At 51.2% G+C, this 17,264-nt stretch carries 16 protein-coding genes; 9 read left to right on the top strand and 7 right to left on the bottom strand.

Annotated features, from left to right (window positions below; all coding sequences use genetic code 11):
- Nucleotides 1-45: 45 nt before the first annotated feature.
- The 4 genes from SPTER_RS18765 to SPTER_RS18750 are packed head-to-tail and all read right to left on the bottom strand — an operon-like array spanning nucleotide 46 to nucleotide 3,868.
- Nucleotides 46-1,023 (bottom strand): ABC transporter ATP-binding protein, encoded by a 978-nt coding sequence (locus SPTER_RS18765; protein WP_144351789.1) that lies wholly within the window; start codon nucleotides 1,021-1,023, stop codon nucleotides 46-48.
- Entirely contained in the window at nucleotides 1,013-2,017 is a 1,005-nt protein-coding gene (locus SPTER_RS18760; RefSeq protein WP_144351788.1) for an ABC transporter ATP-binding protein, read from the bottom strand. Before SPTER_RS18760 ends, SPTER_RS18765 begins: the two co-directional genes overlap by 11 nt.
- Before the next feature lie 3 nt (nucleotides 2,018-2,020).
- The gene (locus tag SPTER_RS18755) at nucleotides 2,021-2,932 is read right to left on the bottom strand and encodes an ABC transporter permease (protein ID WP_144351787.1); all 912 of its coding nucleotides are present in this window, start codon (nucleotides 2,930-2,932) and stop codon (nucleotides 2,021-2,023) included.
- Between the two features lie 3 nt (nucleotides 2,933-2,935).
- Entirely contained in the window at nucleotides 2,936-3,868 is a 933-nt protein-coding gene (locus SPTER_RS18750) for an ABC transporter permease (RefSeq protein ID WP_144351786.1), read from the bottom strand.
- A 216-nt stretch (nucleotides 3,869-4,084) separates the two neighbouring features.
- On the opposite strand from SPTER_RS18750, the gene SPTER_RS18745 reads away from it, so the two are divergent.
- From SPTER_RS18745 to msrB, 5 genes are all read left to right on the top strand, one after another.
- Nucleotides 4,085-4,891 carry a D-alanyl-D-alanine carboxypeptidase family protein gene (locus tag SPTER_RS18745; protein ID WP_144351785.1) on the top strand — a complete coding sequence of 269 codons (807 nt, stop codon included), beginning with the start codon at nucleotides 4,085-4,087 and terminating at the stop codon, nucleotides 4,889-4,891.
- Between the two features lie 482 nt (nucleotides 4,892-5,373).
- On the top strand, nucleotides 5,374-5,673 hold the full coding sequence (locus SPTER_RS18740) for a YtxH domain-containing protein (RefSeq protein ID WP_144352980.1): 300 nt from the start codon (nucleotides 5,374-5,376) through the stop codon (nucleotides 5,671-5,673).
- 81 nt (nucleotides 5,674-5,754) lie between these two features.
- A complete protein-coding gene (locus tag SPTER_RS18735) occupies nucleotides 5,755-6,117 on the top strand; it encodes a hypothetical protein (protein WP_144351784.1) in 363 nt (120 codons plus the stop codon).
- Nucleotides 6,118-6,127: 10 nt separating this feature from the next.
- A complete protein-coding gene (locus tag SPTER_RS24875) occupies nucleotides 6,128-6,304 on the top strand; it encodes a hypothetical protein (RefSeq protein WP_170233326.1) in 177 nt (58 codons plus the stop codon).
- Nucleotides 6,262-6,762: a peptide-methionine (R)-S-oxide reductase MsrB gene (msrB, locus tag SPTER_RS18730; protein WP_144351783.1), complete on the top strand. Its 501-nt coding sequence runs from the start codon at nucleotides 6,262-6,264 to the stop codon at nucleotides 6,760-6,762. The genes SPTER_RS24875 and msrB overlap by 43 nt, the downstream gene beginning before the upstream one ends.
- Before the next feature lie 78 nt (nucleotides 6,763-6,840).
- On the opposite strand, the gene SPTER_RS18725 is transcribed toward msrB, so the two are convergent.
- Nucleotides 6,841-7,470 (bottom strand): flavodoxin family protein, encoded by a 630-nt coding sequence (locus SPTER_RS18725; RefSeq protein WP_144351782.1) that lies wholly within the window; start codon nucleotides 7,468-7,470, stop codon nucleotides 6,841-6,843.
- A 396-nt stretch (nucleotides 7,471-7,866) separates the two neighbouring features.
- Here SPTER_RS18725 and ddlA point away from each other — a divergent pair, with 396 nt between their 5' ends.
- The 4 genes from ddlA (at nucleotide 7,867) to SPTER_RS18705 (ending at nucleotide 11,920) form a co-directional block, all read left to right on the top strand.
- The gene (gene ddlA / locus SPTER_RS18720; RefSeq protein WP_144351781.1) at nucleotides 7,867-8,964 is read left to right on the top strand and encodes a D-alanine--D-alanine ligase; all 1,098 of its coding nucleotides are present in this window, start codon (nucleotides 7,867-7,869) and stop codon (nucleotides 8,962-8,964) included.
- A gap of 255 nt (nucleotides 8,965-9,219) precedes the next feature.
- Nucleotides 9,220-9,762: an NfeD family membrane protein gene (locus SPTER_RS18715; RefSeq protein ID WP_144351780.1), complete on the top strand. Its 543-nt coding sequence runs from the start codon at nucleotides 9,220-9,222 to the stop codon at nucleotides 9,760-9,762.
- The gene (locus tag SPTER_RS18710; RefSeq protein ID WP_144351779.1) at nucleotides 9,759-11,252 is read left to right on the top strand and encodes a flotillin lipid rafts scaffold protein FloT; all 1,494 of its coding nucleotides are present in this window, start codon (nucleotides 9,759-9,761) and stop codon (nucleotides 11,250-11,252) included. The genes SPTER_RS18715 and SPTER_RS18710 overlap by 4 nt, the downstream gene beginning before the upstream one ends.
- Before the next feature lie 128 nt (nucleotides 11,253-11,380).
- Nucleotides 11,381-11,920 (top strand): hypothetical protein, encoded by a 540-nt coding sequence (locus SPTER_RS18705; RefSeq protein WP_211367323.1) that lies wholly within the window; start codon nucleotides 11,381-11,383, stop codon nucleotides 11,918-11,920.
- 37 nt (nucleotides 11,921-11,957) lie between these two features.
- Here SPTER_RS18705 and SPTER_RS24870 read toward each other — a convergent pair whose 3' ends face one another.
- Nucleotides 11,958-12,110 (bottom strand): hypothetical protein, encoded by a 153-nt coding sequence (locus SPTER_RS24870; protein ID WP_170233325.1) that lies wholly within the window; start codon nucleotides 12,108-12,110, stop codon nucleotides 11,958-11,960.
- 39 nt (nucleotides 12,111-12,149) lie between these two features.
- A complete protein-coding gene (locus SPTER_RS18700) occupies nucleotides 12,150-17,213 on the bottom strand; it encodes a heavy metal translocating P-type ATPase (RefSeq protein WP_144351778.1) in 5,064 nt (1,687 codons plus the stop codon).
- Nucleotides 17,214-17,264: the final 51 nt, after the last annotated feature.

The following is a 17,264-nucleotide window of genomic DNA, read 5'->3' as shown; positions in this document are numbered from 1 at the left end:
CGCGAAAAAGCCGGCCGGTGCAGACCCGGTGATATGAGGTAAAAATCAGGGGCCGGGATATAAATGGCAGGCGGCCCTGTGGCCGGCCCCAAGGTCTGCGAGCACCGGTTCCTGTTCGGCACACCGCGGCAGGGCCTGGCGGCAGCGGGGGCGGAACCGGCAGCCGGCGGGGGGATTGATGGGGCTCTGGCTGTCACCTGGCAACAGCAGGCGCGGCCGGCTGGCCTCCAGGCGCGGATCCGGGATGGGGATAGCCGACAACAGGGCCTGGGTGTAAGGATGCCGGGGGTTGCCGTATAACTCGGCGCTGCCGGCAATTTCAACAATTTTCCCCAGGTACATGACCGCCACCCGTTTACTGATATGTTTCACCATCGCCAGGTCGTGGGCTATAAATAAATAAGTCAGTCCCAGCTTGGCCTGAAGGTCTGCCAGCAAGTTGACGATTTGGGCCTGAATGGAAACATCCAAAGCCGAAATCGGTTCATCACAGATAATGAATTTTGGTTCAATCGCCAGGGCCCGGGCAATGCCGATCCGCTGCCGCTGGCCGCCGCTGAACTCATGGGGGAAACGGCCGGCATGTCCCTGGTTGAGCCCGACCAGCTGCAGCAGTTCAGCAATCCGCCCGGTCCGCCGGCGGCCGCTGGCCAGCTTGTGGATATCCAGGGGCTCGCCGATGATGTCGCCAACAGTCATGCGGGGGTTGAGGGAGGCATAGGGGTCCTGAAAGATCATCTGCATGTTGCGGCGTAAGTGCTGTTCGTCGTTCCTGCTGCTGATGGTCTGGCCGTTAAAGATGATCTCACCGGCTGTGGGCTTGTATAAATGGATGATCGAGCGGCCGGTTGTGGATTTGCCACAGCCGCTTTCGCCAACCAGGCCGAGAGTTTCCCCCCCGGCAATGTCAAAACTGACGTCATCCACCGCTTGCAGACAGGCTGTAGGCCGTCCCCGGAAGTCGGTCTGTATGGTAAAATATTTCTTAAGATTCCGTACTGCCAAAATCGGTCTAGTTGCCATCAGTCTGCACCTCCGGCGGCGGGGCGCTGGGATGCTGCAGCCAGCAATTTACACTGTGCAGCCTGGTAATCCGGGTGGTGGCGGGATAATACTCGGCGCAGATACGCATGGCCTGGCGGCAGCGGGGATGAAAAGGGCACCCGGCCGGCGGCCTGAGCAGGTCCGGCGGTTGGCCCTCAATGCCGGTTAAGGTTTGTTTGTTAACATCCAGCCGCGGTACCGATTTTAGGAGGCCCCAGGTATAGGGGTGCCGGGGATTATGAAAGATATCCTCGGCGGTACCCGCCTCGGCAATTTTGCCGGCATACATGACGATAACCCGGCTGCAGACGCCGGCGATGGCGCCAAGATCATGGGATATAAGCAGAATGGACATCTGCAGCTTGGCCTGCAGGTCCTTCAGCAACGTGAGAATCTGGGCCTGAATGGTTACATCAAGCGCTGTTGTCGGCTCGTCAGCCAGCAACAGCCTGGGCTTGCAGGCCAGCGCAATGGCGATCATGGCCCGCTGGCGCATGCCGCCGCTGAACTGATGCGGATAATTTTTGCTGCGCTGCTCCGGCGAGGGGATGCCCACCAGATGCAGCAATTCGACAGCCTGGGCATACGCGGCGGCTTTGCCCAGCTGCTGATGCTGCTGTAAGGATTCGGCAATCTGCAGACCAACAGTAAGGACGGGATTCAGGGAAGTCATGGGGTCCTGAAATACCATACTGATATCATTACCCCGGATTTTTTCCAATTCAGCTTCCGGCTGCTGCAAGAGATCGACCCCGGCAAACAGAATTTTACCGTGGTTATATCTCCCCGGCGGGGTGGTAATCAGCTGCATAATGGCGTGAGCGGTTACGCTTTTGCCGCAGCCTGATTCGCCGACAATGCCGACAGCCTCTCCCGGAAATACCTGAAAACTAACGTTGTCCACGGCTTTTACCTCACCGGCGTAGGTGGCAAAGGAGACGGCCAGCTCCTGGATATCCAATAATGGCTTCATGGCTTACCTCCGTACACGGGGATCAAGGGCGTCACGCAGGCCGTCCCCGAGGAAATTAAAGGCCAGCATTGTAAGGCTGATCGCCAGCGCGGGAAAGAATAACTGGAAGGGATAAGACCGTAAGCTGGTTACCCCTTCGGAGGCCAGCACGCCCCAACTGGCCATCGGTGCCGCCACCCCCAGGCCGATAAAGCTTAAGAAGGCTTCGGCAAAGATGGCTTCCGGAATCGCGAGCGTCATCGTAATAATAATGGGCCCCAGGCTGTTGGGGATAAGATGACGCAATAGTATCCGCCAGGTGCCGGCACCCAGCGTCCGGGCGGCCAGAATATATTCCTGTTCCTTGAGGCTCAGAATCTGGCCGCGGACAATCCGGGCCATACCCAGCCAGTAGGCAATACCGAGAGCGATAAAAATATTGGTTAAGCCCGGTTTCAGGACAACCATCAGTAAAATGACATACAGCAGCAGCGGGATGCCGTACAGGATATCTACAATATTCATCATGATCCTGTCGGTACGGCCGCCTAAGACCCCCGCCAAGCCCCCGTAAACAACACCGATGGTAAGGTTGATCAAACTGGCGGCAACGCCGATGGCCAGGGACACCCGCGCCCCGTACAAGACCCGGATAAATAAGTCCCGGCCAAGATTATCGGTACCAAACCAGTGCTCGGCGCTTGGTGGCTGATTGGTTTGGCTGAGGTCCTGATCAGAGTAAGAAAATGGGGAAAGCCACGGGCCTATAATCGCTATGACGACAATCAGGGCCAGGGTATACAGGCCGATTATAGCCAATTTATTTTTTTGCAGGCGTTGCCAGGCGTCCTGCCAGTAGGTGGTGCTGGGGGGGAAATTAGCTTCGGCCGGGCTGTTGCGAAGGAGAGGGGCAAAGGAATCGCTGTGCAGCCGCATGGTTCAGCCCTCCTGTTTTCCGTTTAGTTTTATACGGGGGTCCAGCAGCGGATAGATCAGATCAACAAGCAGATTCAGGGCAATGATTAATAGGCTGTAAAAAATGGTAACCCCAAGAATGACAGTGTAGTCCCGGTTATAGATGCTTGTCACAAAATGGCGGCCTAAACCGGGAATGGCAAAGATATTTTCGATGATAAAACTGCCTGTCAAAACCGAGGCCGACATCGGGCCGATGTAGGTAATGACCGGGATCAGGGCGTTTTTTAAAGCGTGCCGGTAGAGGATCACTGTTGGCGGCAGGCCTTTGGCCCGGGCTGTCTTAATATAATCCTGGGCGAGGACCTCCAGCATGCTGGCGCGGGTCAGGCGGGCGATAAACGCCATGGGATGGGCCGCCAAAGCCAGGGCCGGCATAATGATATATTCCACACCGCCCCACATGGCGGCTGGCAATAAGCCCAATCTGATGGCCAGTACATAGACCAGCACGGTGGCCAGGACAAAACTGGGAACCGACACCCCGGCTGTTGCCAGCAGCATGGTGGCGTAATCCTGCCATTTATTCTGGCGTAAGGCTGCCAGCGCGCCGGCCGGGATACCGAGCAGGATGGCGAGGCCGATGCTTACAGCCCCTAACTGCAGGGATACGGGGAAACTTTCGCTGATGATATCATTAACCGAGCGGCCGGCATATTTAAAGGACGGGCCCAGATCAAACCGGGCTAAGCCGGCTAAATAATCTATGTATTGCCGCCAGAGGGGATCATGCAGGCGGTAATGGGCTTCAATTGTTTTCAGGACGGCGGCGGGGAGGTTCTTTTCATTGGTGAAAGGTCCGCCGGGAATGGCATGCATTAACAGAAACGTAATGGAAATGATGGCTAATAAAACCAGCAGAGCGCTGACAATACGGTTGGCCATATAGCGGAACAAACGCGGGCACCCCTTTCGCGTGCAGATAAGATTATATTCGCTCCCGGCCCCTTGATCCCTCTTTATAACCGGCAAGCAACCTCACAGAAAGTAAATAATTGGGCAATTTAACGGGAGGAGTTGGCAATTTGTTGTAGAATAGAAGGCGTGTAGCCGCGATTACGGCAGTACAAATAGGTTATATTTTAATTTGATGGCTAAAGGAGCATGTTGGTAATGAGAAGGCAGGCAGCAATTGCCGTGTTTATTATGATTCTGGGGTGCGCCAATGGTGTGCTGGCGGCGGTGCTGCCCCAGGTGGAGGCCGAAGCGGCAGTGGTGATGCGGGCTGGTGACAAGCGGGTATTGTATGCGAAAAACCTGGATAACGTTATGTATCCGGCCAGCACGACCAAGATCATGACCCTGATTACAGCCCTGGAGCAGGGTGATCCGGACAGTGTGGTTGTTGTCAGTCCGGCGGCGGCCGGCTGTGAGGGCTCAAGTCTGGAATTGCGGGCCGGTGACCGCCTGACACTGCGGGCGGCGTTATATGGCTTGATGCTGGTGTCCGGCAATGACGCGGCGGAAGCCGTAGCCGAGAATGTTGCCGGTTCGGTGCCGGCCTTTGTCCGGCTGATGAATGACAAGGCGGACCAGCTTGGCACCGTTCGCACCCAGTTCAGCAATCCGCATGGGCTGCCGGACCCCAATCATTTTACCACAGCCTACGACCTGGCGCTGATGACTGCGTATGGGCTGCAAAATCCGGTGTTTGCCAGTATTGTGTCCACCCGGGAATATGATGTTCATTTTGTCAGCCGCAGCGGCCGCACTCATGCCCGGAACACCAATAAGCTGCTTGGTACCTATACGGGGGCTAATGGGGTAAAAACCGGGTTTACCAATGCGGCCGGCGAGTGTCTGGTCGCCGCCGCCAAACGGAACGGAGTGCAGCTGATTGCCGTTGTGCTGAACAGCGACAAGCGCTGGGAGGATGCAACCCGGCTGTTAAACTATGGCTTTCAGCAGCTGGGCTTATAAAGTTCTCTAACAAAAGAGATTACCTATACTGGTTAAAACTATCAACAACCCCTAGAAGCTTAATGCTCTAGGGGTTTATTATACTGCAAAGGATAGCCTGATTGCGTTTAGCAATATACAACCTTAGCGTACCCGATACATTCCATAATATGTTGTGAATTTACCAACAGCTCTGTTACCGGTATGACGGGTGGTTTTTATCCGCACAATCATGATCCGAGATCTGCTGAGGGGACTGCCTGATTCGATTTTAAACATATGTTGCGTAAATGCATTATGTCAAAGCGCAACGCCTGGCTTCCCGGGCTTCCGGCAGGGAGAATTTATAGCAATCACTTCGGCTTTAATGAATTTTACAGCAAGCAGGTGCGATTAAGAAAATATTTATTAATAGATGTATTTTATCCGCAGGAGTTTTACCATTATTTGTCGAATTGGTAAAGTATAGTAAAATTAAGCTAATGATTCTGGAGGTGGTTTGCATGTCGATTTTTGATATTATTGAAAAAGGGAAGCAACAACGTAAGCTAAAGGAACGAAAGAGAACCTTGCAAAATGCGGCGGTTGGTGCTGCTATTGGCGTGACTGTTGGCGCAGCCGCTGGCCTGTTATTGGCACCGAAGGCCGGCAAGGAGACGCGGGCCGACATCGCCCAGGCTGCTAAGGAGCTGCCGGCGAAGGCGAAAGAAATTGTGGAAAAAACCAAAGAAAAGGTTGAAGATGCGAAGAAGGCAATCGCCGACAAGAAGGATTCCACGGTGGCGGCAGAGGGCCAACAATAACGTTTGCGACAGGGAAAGCATGGCGGCGGGCGGGCAGAAATGCCTGCCCGTCATTGATTAATTAAGGAGAAAGAGGGGATAATGATGTATATCTCATTATATGATTTGGCTTTTTTTATCCTATTTGTGGTGCTGCTTATCGGTGCCGGCTATTTAATCGCCGTTTTACGGCGGGCGTTAGGCGTGCTTGGCCTGGTGCACGGAGTTCTAAATGACCATCAGGACGAGATTCACGAAACCATTTCTCTGTTTCAGGCAACGCTCGTCAATATCAATGAGCTTACAGGGAGCTTAAAGGAAGCGACTGCTCAGACTGCTAGCGCCGTGCGGTCAATTCCCAATGAAATTACTGATACGGTAGATGATTTGCGGGAAAGTTTCGAGACCTTTGCTCTTTATGCCCGGATTATTAGAGAGGTCATCAAAGCGGTGTTTGCAAAATAACAACAAGACAATGGGACGGTGGCTGTGCCTGCTGCAATTAACACTGCTGCAGGACTTTACCGGCAGAATGGAGAAAGATGTTGTCTGTTATCAGTATGATTTGCCGTTAGATAGGGCAGAACAAGAAAGCGGCAGGTCAGAATTATGGAAGAGTTATCAGCCAATTATCATTTGGAGGGTGCTTTAATGGACGGCAAAGGAACTAAAGACTATACATCCCAGGACCTGGAGAAAAGATTAAATAAGCTGCAGTATGCAGTGACGCAGGAAAACGCCACCGAACCACCTTTCCGGAATGAGTACTGGGATAATAAACTTGAGGGCATTTATGTGGACATTGTGTCAGGGGAACCGTTATTCAGTTCAAAGGATAAATTCGATTCCGGGTGTGGCTGGCCTAGCTTTACCCAGCCCCTGGCCCGGGAAAAAATCCAGGAAAAAACCGATACCAGTCACAGGCTGATCCGGACTGAAGTGCGGAGCACCGGGGCCAATTCGCATCTCGGCCATGTTTTTCCGGATGGACCCGGCCCCGGCGGTTTGCGTTACTGCATAAATTCAGCCGCCCTGCGCTTTATTCCTAAGGAACAGCTGGTCCAGGCAGGCTATGGGGAGTATGTGAAGCTCTTTGAACAGGAAAGATAAAAAAACGATACTAAGCCAAAGGGCTACCGCTTACCGGTTTATTGAACCTAAGCGGTAGCCCTTTTGGCTTAGACATAATTATCTGTTCCGGAGAATTGAGCCCAAAATCTTGCCTGCCCTGTAGGCCTCAACTTTTGGCAGAGCCTGCTCGTTGAAGTGAAGCGGAAATTGATCTGGAGAAATTTTTTCGAGAAAGCCGTGATCCCTAACTACTTTACCCACTGCACAATCATGACCGTAGCCACAGGTATAGCATTGGCCGTGCCCACAGACGGACACGGTAGCTACCGGAACTATGTAATTCCATTTCATATAGTGTTCAATTTCCGGCTGCACAGAATTTGCGCCTTCAAATTGCACACTGACACTAACCCCCAGTTTTCCGGCTAAATCAAATATTTCGCGATGACGAAAACAAAATGTGCGTTCCCAACATGCATGGCCAAGTGCGTTCATACGATCAAAATAATTTGCAGCGCCAAAGACAATGGCATCTGCCTGCTTCATAAGTTCGCCGATTTCATTCCAGTCATCAGCCTCTACACAGCAATTATCACTAGCACATAGAGTACAGCCGGTACAGCCATTAATTTTTTTCCCGGACAAAGAAATGTACTGGTATTTTAATTCGGTCGCTGCGAGTACTGCTTGCACAGCTGCAGCAGTAACACCATCTTTTCTCCCGCTGGCACTAATTCCTAATATCAAGACATCACCCCTTTTAAATTTTTATTCCAGAGCAAACTCATTAAGCGGTGTGCTTATTTGCCGCCGGAGACTAACCTATCATTTTCCTCACTCCTTAAATTAATTATGGGTACTACTATACAGAATACTCCATAACTTGCCAACAAGCTGTTAATTATTTTACTAACCCACCCTTTTTTCAGAAAAAAAATTTAATTTTACACGGAAAGGACCTGCCTGCCGTATTTTCTTCAGGTTACGGGGCTTGGCAATTCCTGTGGAGACAGACCTTTTTGTCTATAAGACGAGGCGGTCCTGGGGCATAATCACTATTCACCTTTTTTCTGAAAAGGAGCAGGGATAATCTTTGTAAAGATGAAATAAATTAAGGTAATAAGCGGAATGGGAGATGGTCTTGTGAAGAAGGTTAATGTGGGAATTTTGTTCGGGGGCAAGTCGGCTGAGCATGAAGTTTCCCTGCAGTCGGCAAAAAATGTTATTGATGCCATCGACAAGGAAAAATACGAGGTAACCCTTATTGGCATAGATAAAACCGGGCAATGGCATTTAAATGACAGCTCGCAGTTTTTATTAAATAGTCATGATCCTAAATCTATTGCGTTAAGTAAAACAGGAAAAGATGTTGTTTTGGTGCCGGGCAAGGAAAATGAGAAACTTTTACACATTACCGACAGCAGTGCCGGCGGCAATATTGATGTGATCTTTCCCATTCTGCACGGCCCTTTTGGTGAGGACGGAACGGTTCAGGGGCTGCTGAAACTGGCGAATGTTCCTTTTGTCGGGGCTGGGGTATTGGGATCAGCTGTTGGCATGGATAAAGATGTTACCAAGCGGCTGCTGCGGGATGCAGGTATTCCGATCGCTGATTTCCGGGTTGTTTATAAGTGGGAGCAGGACCAGTTGGACTTTAATGAGATTGCGCAGGTTCTGGGCTTACCCTTTTTTGTTAAGCCAGCAAACGCCGGCTCCTCTGTTGGCGTTAGTAAGGTGAAGAGTGAAGAACAGTTTTTACAAGCTGTTGAACTGGCGTTTAGGTTTGATACGAAGGTATTAATTGAAGAGTTTATCGCCGGTCGGGAAGTGGAGTGCGCTGTTTTAGGTAATGAGACCCCGATAGCCTCCCGGCTTGGCGCCATTATCGCCCAGCAGGAGTTTTACTCTTATGAAGCAAAATATATCGATGAGAACGGGGCTATTCTGGAAATTCCCGCTAAGATCCCGCCTGAGGTGGAGAAAGAAGTTCAGGCTATTGCGATCAAGGCCTTTAAAGTGCTTTGCTGCGAAGGAATGGCCAGAGTTGATTTTTTCTTAACGCAGGCTAATAAAGCGGTAATTAATGAGATCAATACCATTCCCGGTTTTACTAAAATTAGTATGTACCCGAAGCTTTGGGAAATCAGCGGCATAAGCTATCCCGCGCTTATTGACAGACTCATCCAGCTGGCGCTGGCGCGGCATGCCAGGGAGCAGCATTTAAAAACATCGTATATCTAAGTAATTCTTCGGTGGCGCTCATGTCTGTTGTAACAGATATGAGCGCTATTTTGCATTGTCAAAGAGTCGGCTCAAGGATTATACACCCCCTAACGAATGGTAATACATCCTGTAATACTATTAAAAAATGACAAAGAAGGTAAATTTTATGCTTATTAAAGGAATGGCGGTGTTAGGGAAGAAATTATACAGTATTAGCCGGTTCAAGGCTTAATTTACCTCAATCTTCGGATTACCTGTGAAAGGAAGGAGTGTATGCTGGACTTATATTGGGGTTGTCTGATCTTTGGCGTATTCTCGGCCATAGTCACTCTCTTATTCGGTGAGGTTCTACAACAGGCACTGAGCTTCTCCCTGGAGTTCCCTGGCGATCACTTAGCCTGGTTGCAGCCTATGGTTGTTGTCGGGGGGATAACCAGCTTTGGCGGAGCCGGAGTGCTGCTAACAGGGGCTGCGGAATTTACAGGTTCTGAGGTTATGCTGTACTCCTTCCTTGCAGCTGTTTTGCTGTCCGGCCTTGTATATTTCATCTACATAAAACCGATGAGGAACTGTGAAAATTCAGCCGGTTTTTTTATGACCGATCTTATTGGCAAAACAGGAGAAGTGATTGTACTCATCCCGGCCGCTGGTGTAGGGGAGGTATTGCTGAGAATTGGTGCCGGCAATACAAATCAGATTGCGGCAAGCCGTGATCAGGTGGAGCTTGCTGCCGGTACGCAGGTCATCGTGGCCGAAGTTCGTGCAGGGGTTTTATATGTATGCCGCGCCGATAAACAAGGAGGAGGAACAATATGAATGTAGCTTTTTTAACGATTCCTGTAATAATAATGAGTGTGTTTGTCGTTTTAGGCCTGGCTTTTTGGGCCAGGTATAAAACCGTAGGACCCGATGAGGCAATGATTGTCACCGGTTCATTTTTAGTAGGCAAAGATGTGCTTACCGACGACTCGGGGCGGAAAATTAAAATTGTGAGAGGCGGCGGCGCCTTCATCCTGCCAATTTTCCAACAAGCAGCCACGTTATCGCTGCTTTCGCATAAGCTGGATGTTTCTACGCCTGAGGTATATACCGAGCAGGGGGTGCCGGTAATGGCCGATGGGGTGGCAATTATTAAGGTTGGCAGTTCGATTGAGGATGTCGCAACCGCGGCCGAGCAGTTTATGGGTAAGCCGACAGCAGCCGTGCAGGGGGAGGCGCAGGAGGTATTAGAGGGGCACCTGCGGGCTATCCTGGGCACGATGACTGTCGAAGAGGTGTATCGCAACCGGGACAAATTCGCCCAGGAGGTTCAGGGGGTGGCTGCCAGAGACTTAAAAAAGATGGGCCTCCAGATTGTATCTTTTACAATCAAGGATGTCCGTGATAAGCAGGGGTATCTTGAAGCGCTTGGTAAACCGCGCATTGCTGCCGTAAAAAGGGATGCCGAGATTGCCGAAGCCGAGGCTGTAAGGGATTCCCGGATCAAGAAGGCCCAGGCAGAGGAACAGGGACAAAAAGCGGAGCTATTGCGTGATACCAATGTTGCCGAGGCTACAAAAGAGAAAGAACTCAAAATTGCTGCGTTTAAACAGGAACAGGATACAGCCAAAGCCGAGGCCGATCAGGCGTATAATATCCAACAAGCCAAATCAGAGCAAATGGTAATACAAGAGCAGATGAAGATTGAGATTGTCCGTAAAGAACGGGAAATTGATGTGCAGGATAAGGAAATTCTGCGCCGGGAAAAGCAGTTTGATGCCGAGGTGAAAAAAAAGGCGGATGCAGACCGGTATGCGGTCGAGCAAGCGGCTGAAGCTGCCAAAGCCAGGCAGATGCGGGAAGCTGACGCCCTCCAGTATCGCATTGAGGCTGAAGCGAAAGCAAATGCCGAGCAGAAGCGCCTGGACGGGTTGGCCGTTGCTGACGCGGAGCGGGCCAAAGGTACTGCGGAAGCTGATATTGTCCGCCTAAAAGGTTTAGCCGAGGCGGAAGCAAAAGAAAAACTGGCCGAAGCATTTGAAAAATTTGGTGAGGCGGCAGTTTTGGATATTATTATCAAGATGCTGCCCGAACTGGCAGGAAAAATAGCCGAGCCGCTGCAGTCTATCGATAAACTTACGGTTGTTGATGCCGGCAATGGCGATGGTGCTGTGCGGGTTAGCAAGTATGTGACCTCCTTGATGGCAACGGCACCTGAAATGCTGAAGAATGTTTCCGGGGTTGATCTTGCGCAAATCATCAAAGGTCTGGTTAAACAACCTGTCGCTGATGTTAGCGACAAGACTGCCGCTAAAGAGGGAATGTGATCATTGGCCGGGTAAAAACACATAAAATTAGATAATAAACAGGCTGCTATACCGCCCAAATCCCGATTTGGGTACATAAACCTCCTTACTACGGGAAAATTAAAATAAGTATAAGGAGGTAGTGCATTATGAACTTTTTACGTATGGGAGCACGAATACTCACTAGAAGTGCGCCCGCATTATTGCTTGCCGGCGGTGCTGCACTGGTTTTGACATTGCCCCCGGTGCGGCGAGGTTTGCGGATGGCTGCTGTGCAAGCAACAAAAGGGGCCTTGATTGTTGGCGATGAGGTAAAGAACTTAACCGCAAAGCTGCGAGACAAGGCTTCCGACATCGTAGTCGAGGCCCGTGAGCGCGGTGGCTGTCCTTGCCCCGGGGCTGCGCTTACATCGCTGCGGTCTTCGGCCAAAGTTAAGGGGCGGCAAATTGCTGTTGCTACGACTGCGGGCGTACTGAGTGTGCAAGAGAAAGCCAAGTCTGTCCGTGACGACTTTAAGGATATTGTCGATGAAGCCAAGCAGCGGCGCGGAGCAAACCAAGCAGACCCGGAAAAAGAAATAACCGGTACTGAGATACCTCATGATGGACTTGAAGCCTCAATGAAAGACATTGGTCCCGCTTCGCCGCGCAAAGGCTATTCCGCCTCCTCCAAAAAAGCTCCCGAATAAATACTAAAACCCTCCGGCGAAGCGGAGGGTTTTAGTATTATTGAAGTTCTTGGTGGTGAAGGCTTTCTTTGTTAGCTTCCTTTGCCCCGCAGGTCTTACCTAAACCGTAAACAAGTGGAATTCCAATGGCGTGGACAAGCAGGAACGTGCCCCAGCCCAGTACTGGACGCATGAAAAACCAATGCATCACACCACCTCCTTGAAGGTAGTATCTACAACACGAATAAATCTATTCCGGCAGCGATGGTTGGCAAATCTGAACGGGAAGAGGCAATAAACGATCCCTTGCCACAGTTTTTTCGATACCAAAATCTACAACAGCGGTAAGTCCTGCTAACAGCACGGCGATTAACCAGTCGCTGCCTGGCAGGGCTACGGTACTGCAAACTGATTGGAGTGAAGGCAGGTGGAGCATGGCAACAACCATAGCCAACGAGAGTGAAACCGCACCAAACAACCACGGATTGCTGAACATGCCAACAGTGCCAGTTTCCCGTTCGAGCCGGCAATCGAACAGATGAAAGAATTGACTGAGCGCCAGTTGGGCAATTACGATAGACCGGGCAAGCAAGAGGTTGCCTGTCCTGCCCAGTTTCCAGGTAAATAGTGCTAAACTGGCAATGCCGATAATTAGTCCGCGGCTGATGACTTTGCGGCCCAGCCCACCGGCAAATACGCTTTGGTCTGCAGTTTTCGGCGGTTGCTTCATAATATTTTTGGCCGGCGGGTCATTAACGAGGGCAATAGCCGGTAAGCCATCACCGATCAGATTGATCGCGAGGAGTTGCAGCGGGAGTAGCGGCAGCGGCAGACCAATCACTGCCGCCAGCAGCATCAGGACAACCTCGCCAATATTGGTTGCTACCAGATAGCGAATAGCTTTACGGATGTTGGCATAGATAGAACGTCCTTCCTCCATTGCCCGCACAATGGTAGCGAAGTTATCGTCCGCTAAGGTGATGCTTGCCGCCTGTTTGGTGATATCTGTACCCATAATACCCATAGCGATGCCAATATCCGCACATTGTACCGCCGGTGCATCATTTACCCCATCCCCGGTCATGACCACAACAAATCCTTTTCTCTGCAGGGCTTTGACAAGAAGCAGCTTTTGCTGCGGCGAAGTCCGCGCATATACGCAGGTATCTGCCACAATTTCTTCAAGTTCAGCATCAGACAGTTGCTCTAACTGACTGTCGATACATACAGCGCTGTTTTTATCAATCATACCTACCTCACAGGCGATGGCTTTGGCAGTCAGGGGATGATCACCAGTAATCATGATAACTTTGACGCCGGCAGCTTTACATTTCATGATCGCCGCCGCCACCTCAGGGCGAGGTGGGTCGATCATTCCCACTAACCCGCAAAAGACAAGCTGGTCCTCTAAAGAATCAGCCGGTTCTTCAGCGTGAAAATACGGGAGATCCCGGTAGGCACAGGCGAGCACCCGCATTGCTTTGCCGGCCATATGCCGGTTTGCCTGTTCAATCTTTTTCCGGGTCATAGCATCTAAAGGCAGAGTTTGGCCATCTTTGACATAATGGGTGGAAATAGATAAGATTTTATCCGCTGCTCCCTTACAATAGAGGGCTGGCAGCGCTTGTTTTTCCTGGCACACAACCGACATCATCCGCCGTTCGGCCTCAAAAGGAATTTCTTTTAAACGGCGGTAGTTTTTTTCGTATTGGACCTGCTTTAGTCCTGCTTTGGCGGCAAGGACGACAAGGGCTCCTTCCGTGGGATCACCCTCAATGGTCCAGCCTGGTTGATTTTTTTTATTAATCGGAATTACTTTGCCAGAGGGCAATGCTGTCACCAGCCGGGCATTGTTGCACAGCAGGCCGCATCTGAGCGTGCTCATCAACTCTGCATTGCCGGCAGCGTCAATCGCTGTATTGCCGAGCTGGAAATTACCCTCGGGGCTATAGCCTTCACCGGTTATTTGCCAAGTCCGGCCCAGGGTATATATCTCCCGGACTGTCATCTTATTTTGCGTTAACGTACCGGTCTTGTCTGAACAAATAGCCGTCGCGCAGCCAAGGGCTTCAAGGGAAGATAGCTTGCGGACAATAATATTGCGCTTGCTCATGCGCTGAACGCCCATGGCTAAGGCAATAATGACAATCGCTGCTAAGCCCTCAGGAATGGCGGCTACCGTCAGACTGGCCGCCGTCTGGAGCAGGCTGAGAATTGGTTGGCCTCGCAGCAGCCCGGTTAAAAATATGAGGCCTGACACGCCAAGACAACCGCAGACCAGACTTCGGCCCAGTTCCTCAAGCCGCTTCTGCAGCGGCGTAGTGCCTTCTTCGTGATTATGAATCAACGAGGCAATGTTTCCCATCTCTGTGGCCATGCCGGTAGCAATGACAACAGCCGTCGCCCGGCCCCGGGTCACGTTAGTACCCATAAAAGCCATATTATGTCTATTGGCTAAAGCATACTCCCGGGGGTAGACCATGTTAGCTTCTTTTCGTACTGGTAGTGATTCTCCTGTTAGGGCAGATTCTTCCACTTCAAAGCGGGCTGTGGTTAGCAGTCTTACGTCCGCAGGGATATGGTCGCCGGCCTCAAGCACAATAATATCTCCGGGAACCAGGCTTGCAGACAATATTTTACAGGTTCGTCCCCCTCTGATCACACGCGCCTGAGGAGCGGTTAGTATTTTTAGTGAATCAAGAGAACTGCTTGCTTTCCGTTCCTGGACAACCCCCATGGCAGCATTGGCCACTACGATCCCAACTGTAAGCAGCGCATCTTTCGCTTTGCCGAGAGCAAAGGAAAGCCCTGCCGCTCCCAGTAAAACCTGCACCATAAAATCTTTAAATTGAGTTCTCAATAGCTTCCAAAAAGAAGGCTTCTCCGCCTCTTGCAGGGCGTTTTTTCCATAATAGGCAATTCGTAATTGCGCCTCACGCTCAGTGAGACCAAAATGATGGGAGGTTGCCAGTACGTCACACACGCCGGCCTGAGTTTGAACATGCCAGGGCTGCTGCTGTGTATTCGTGGAATTCGCAGAGCCGTTATTGCTGCCGGGAAAAGATAGCAGGTTATTTGTCGAGGTCAGGCAGGCCTTATCCTCAGCATTTTTTTTGGCAAACCGCTGTAGATCCATGGGGGCAAAATGTTTGGCCGGCTTTTTGCGCGACAGCAAGCGACCTGAATTAACAATGACTGCCAACGTGCTCGCATTCAGCAGTAGTCCTGCTGTCACCGGCGATATCAAAGCTGCAGCGGCCAGGGCCATGCCGGCCATGTTAAAGCCGACAGACATTGCTAAATTTTGTTTAATCACTTCGTTGGTGTGTCTACCGAGCCGTACCGTCGCGGCGACCTGGCGTGGATCATCATTGGCAATAACGATATCAGCAGCACGAATTGCCTGCGGCGTTCCACTCAGGCCCATGACAATGCCTACCTCACTGGCAGCAAATGCCGGAGCGTCGTTTGTCCCGTCGCCGATCATGGCAATCCGTTTGCCTGTACGCCGTAGTTCCAGAATTCTGTGCATTTTATCCTCAGGGAGCATTGCATGCCGCTGCTCTGTTAGGCTGAGTTCAACAGCCAGATGCTCAGCCGCACCGGAAGAATCACCGGTAATAACCCCAATATTCCTGATTCCTAAGGAACGAAGCCGGTCAACCGCTGCATAGCTCTCAGGTTTGATCCTGTCGCTTACGCCAATCACGCCGATGAGGCGCCGGTTTACTGCGACATAGAGAAGGCTATTGCCTAACTGCTCTAGCCGCATGACCTTAGACCGCGCCCGGAAGACCGGCACCTTTTCCCGCTCCATGGCTAACAAGTTGCCGACAATAATTTTTTTCCCGTTAATGACTGCCTGTATGCCATAACCCAGGAATCCCTGGCTAGCTGCAGGCAGTAAAGCAAGATTCCGTTGCTTGACTTCACTTAGCAGCATTCGGGCCAGGGGGTGGCAGGTGGATTTTTCCGCTGAAGCGGCAAGCGTTAAGACTTCAGCTTCATTGTAGTCCGGGGTCAGCGCAATAATCTCGGCAACCTTGGGCAAGGCTGTTGTTAATGTCCCGGTTTTATCAAATAATATCGTATCAATTTGCCCGGTGCGTTCGACAGCAGCAATTTCTTTTACAAAAATTCCTTGTCCCGCCGCTTCGGCAGCCGCCACGCCGAGGGCTGTGTTGCGCGATATGGCAATGGCAGCCGGGCAGCCGGCAAGCAGGACAGCCAGGCTGCGCGTGAAATCACGGGTCAGGAAAAAGACAGCTCCGGCAATGGCCAGGGCCCAACTCATAACCTTGCCAGTATACTGATCCGGTGGGCGGCTTCGCATTTCTTTAGCCTGAGCATCTGCTACCAAGCAGGCCATCTGAGCCAGTGATGTTGCATTGCCGACATGTTCAGCTCTAACCTTTATCGAACCGGCCTGCACTTGCATGCCGGCATAGACCATATCGCCTGCAGCCCTAAGCTGGGACTGATAGTCTCCGGTTAGGGAAGCCTGATGGACACAGGCTTTCCCGGCTACAATCTGCCCATCAACAGGGCTGGTTTCACCCGGATGGATAAGAACAATATCCCCGGCCTGAAGATCGTGGTTTTGTACCAGCGTCTTTCGCCGATTTTCCCAGCGCCATACCTTTTGCTGCTTGTCCAGCAGGAGGTTGCCAATGTTCCTGTTGGCACGAATTTGCATAGTGGATCTAAATAAATTGGTCAGATGCACCAGCCAGAGAACCGATAGTCCGGTGATGCTTTCCCGCAGGGCCAGGAGAACCAGTGTGGCTAAAAACAGCATTACGTCATGATTGATCCGTTTACGTTTAGCTAATGATTCGCAGCCATTATATAAAATGGGATACCCGCCCACAATTGTTATAAGTGCGGCAAGATTAAATATCCGGGGAGAGGAGGAAAAAGCTGATTTTCCGATTAACCACCGCTTTAGCACTAAGGCAGCTAACATTCCGCCTGTTACCAAGGCATATATAGATTGTGCCTTGCCTAATTCCTGCGCATTATGAACAGCGGGGGCGATTAGCGGCTGAGAATTGGCCGCAGCCGGGGCATAAGCCTGGCTGGCAGTATGAATCACCTGTTGAATTTCGGGTAATCCGATCAGGGTCTGGTCAAAGTGAATAAGCGCCCTGCCGGTAAGCGGGTTGGCAGTGGCTGTCCGGATCCCCTTTTTCGCCAGCAATTGTTCAACTATATACTGAGCATACGCAGCGTTCCGGCGGAGCCCTTTGATCACTATCCGTAAACGTCCTGGTATTAACCTGTACTCATTTGCTGCAATGCCTGCTGTAGCCAATAGAGTGCATCCCCCTTTAGTAAGTAATGGTTAAAAAATTAACAGCAAGGA

This window comes from Sporomusa termitida (assembly GCF_007641255.1).
GTDB lineage: Bacteria > Bacillota > Negativicutes > Sporomusales > Sporomusaceae > Sporomusa > Sporomusa termitida.
Note: the sequence above shows the minus strand (reverse complement) of the source record. Positions and strands in the feature narration are given on the sequence as shown.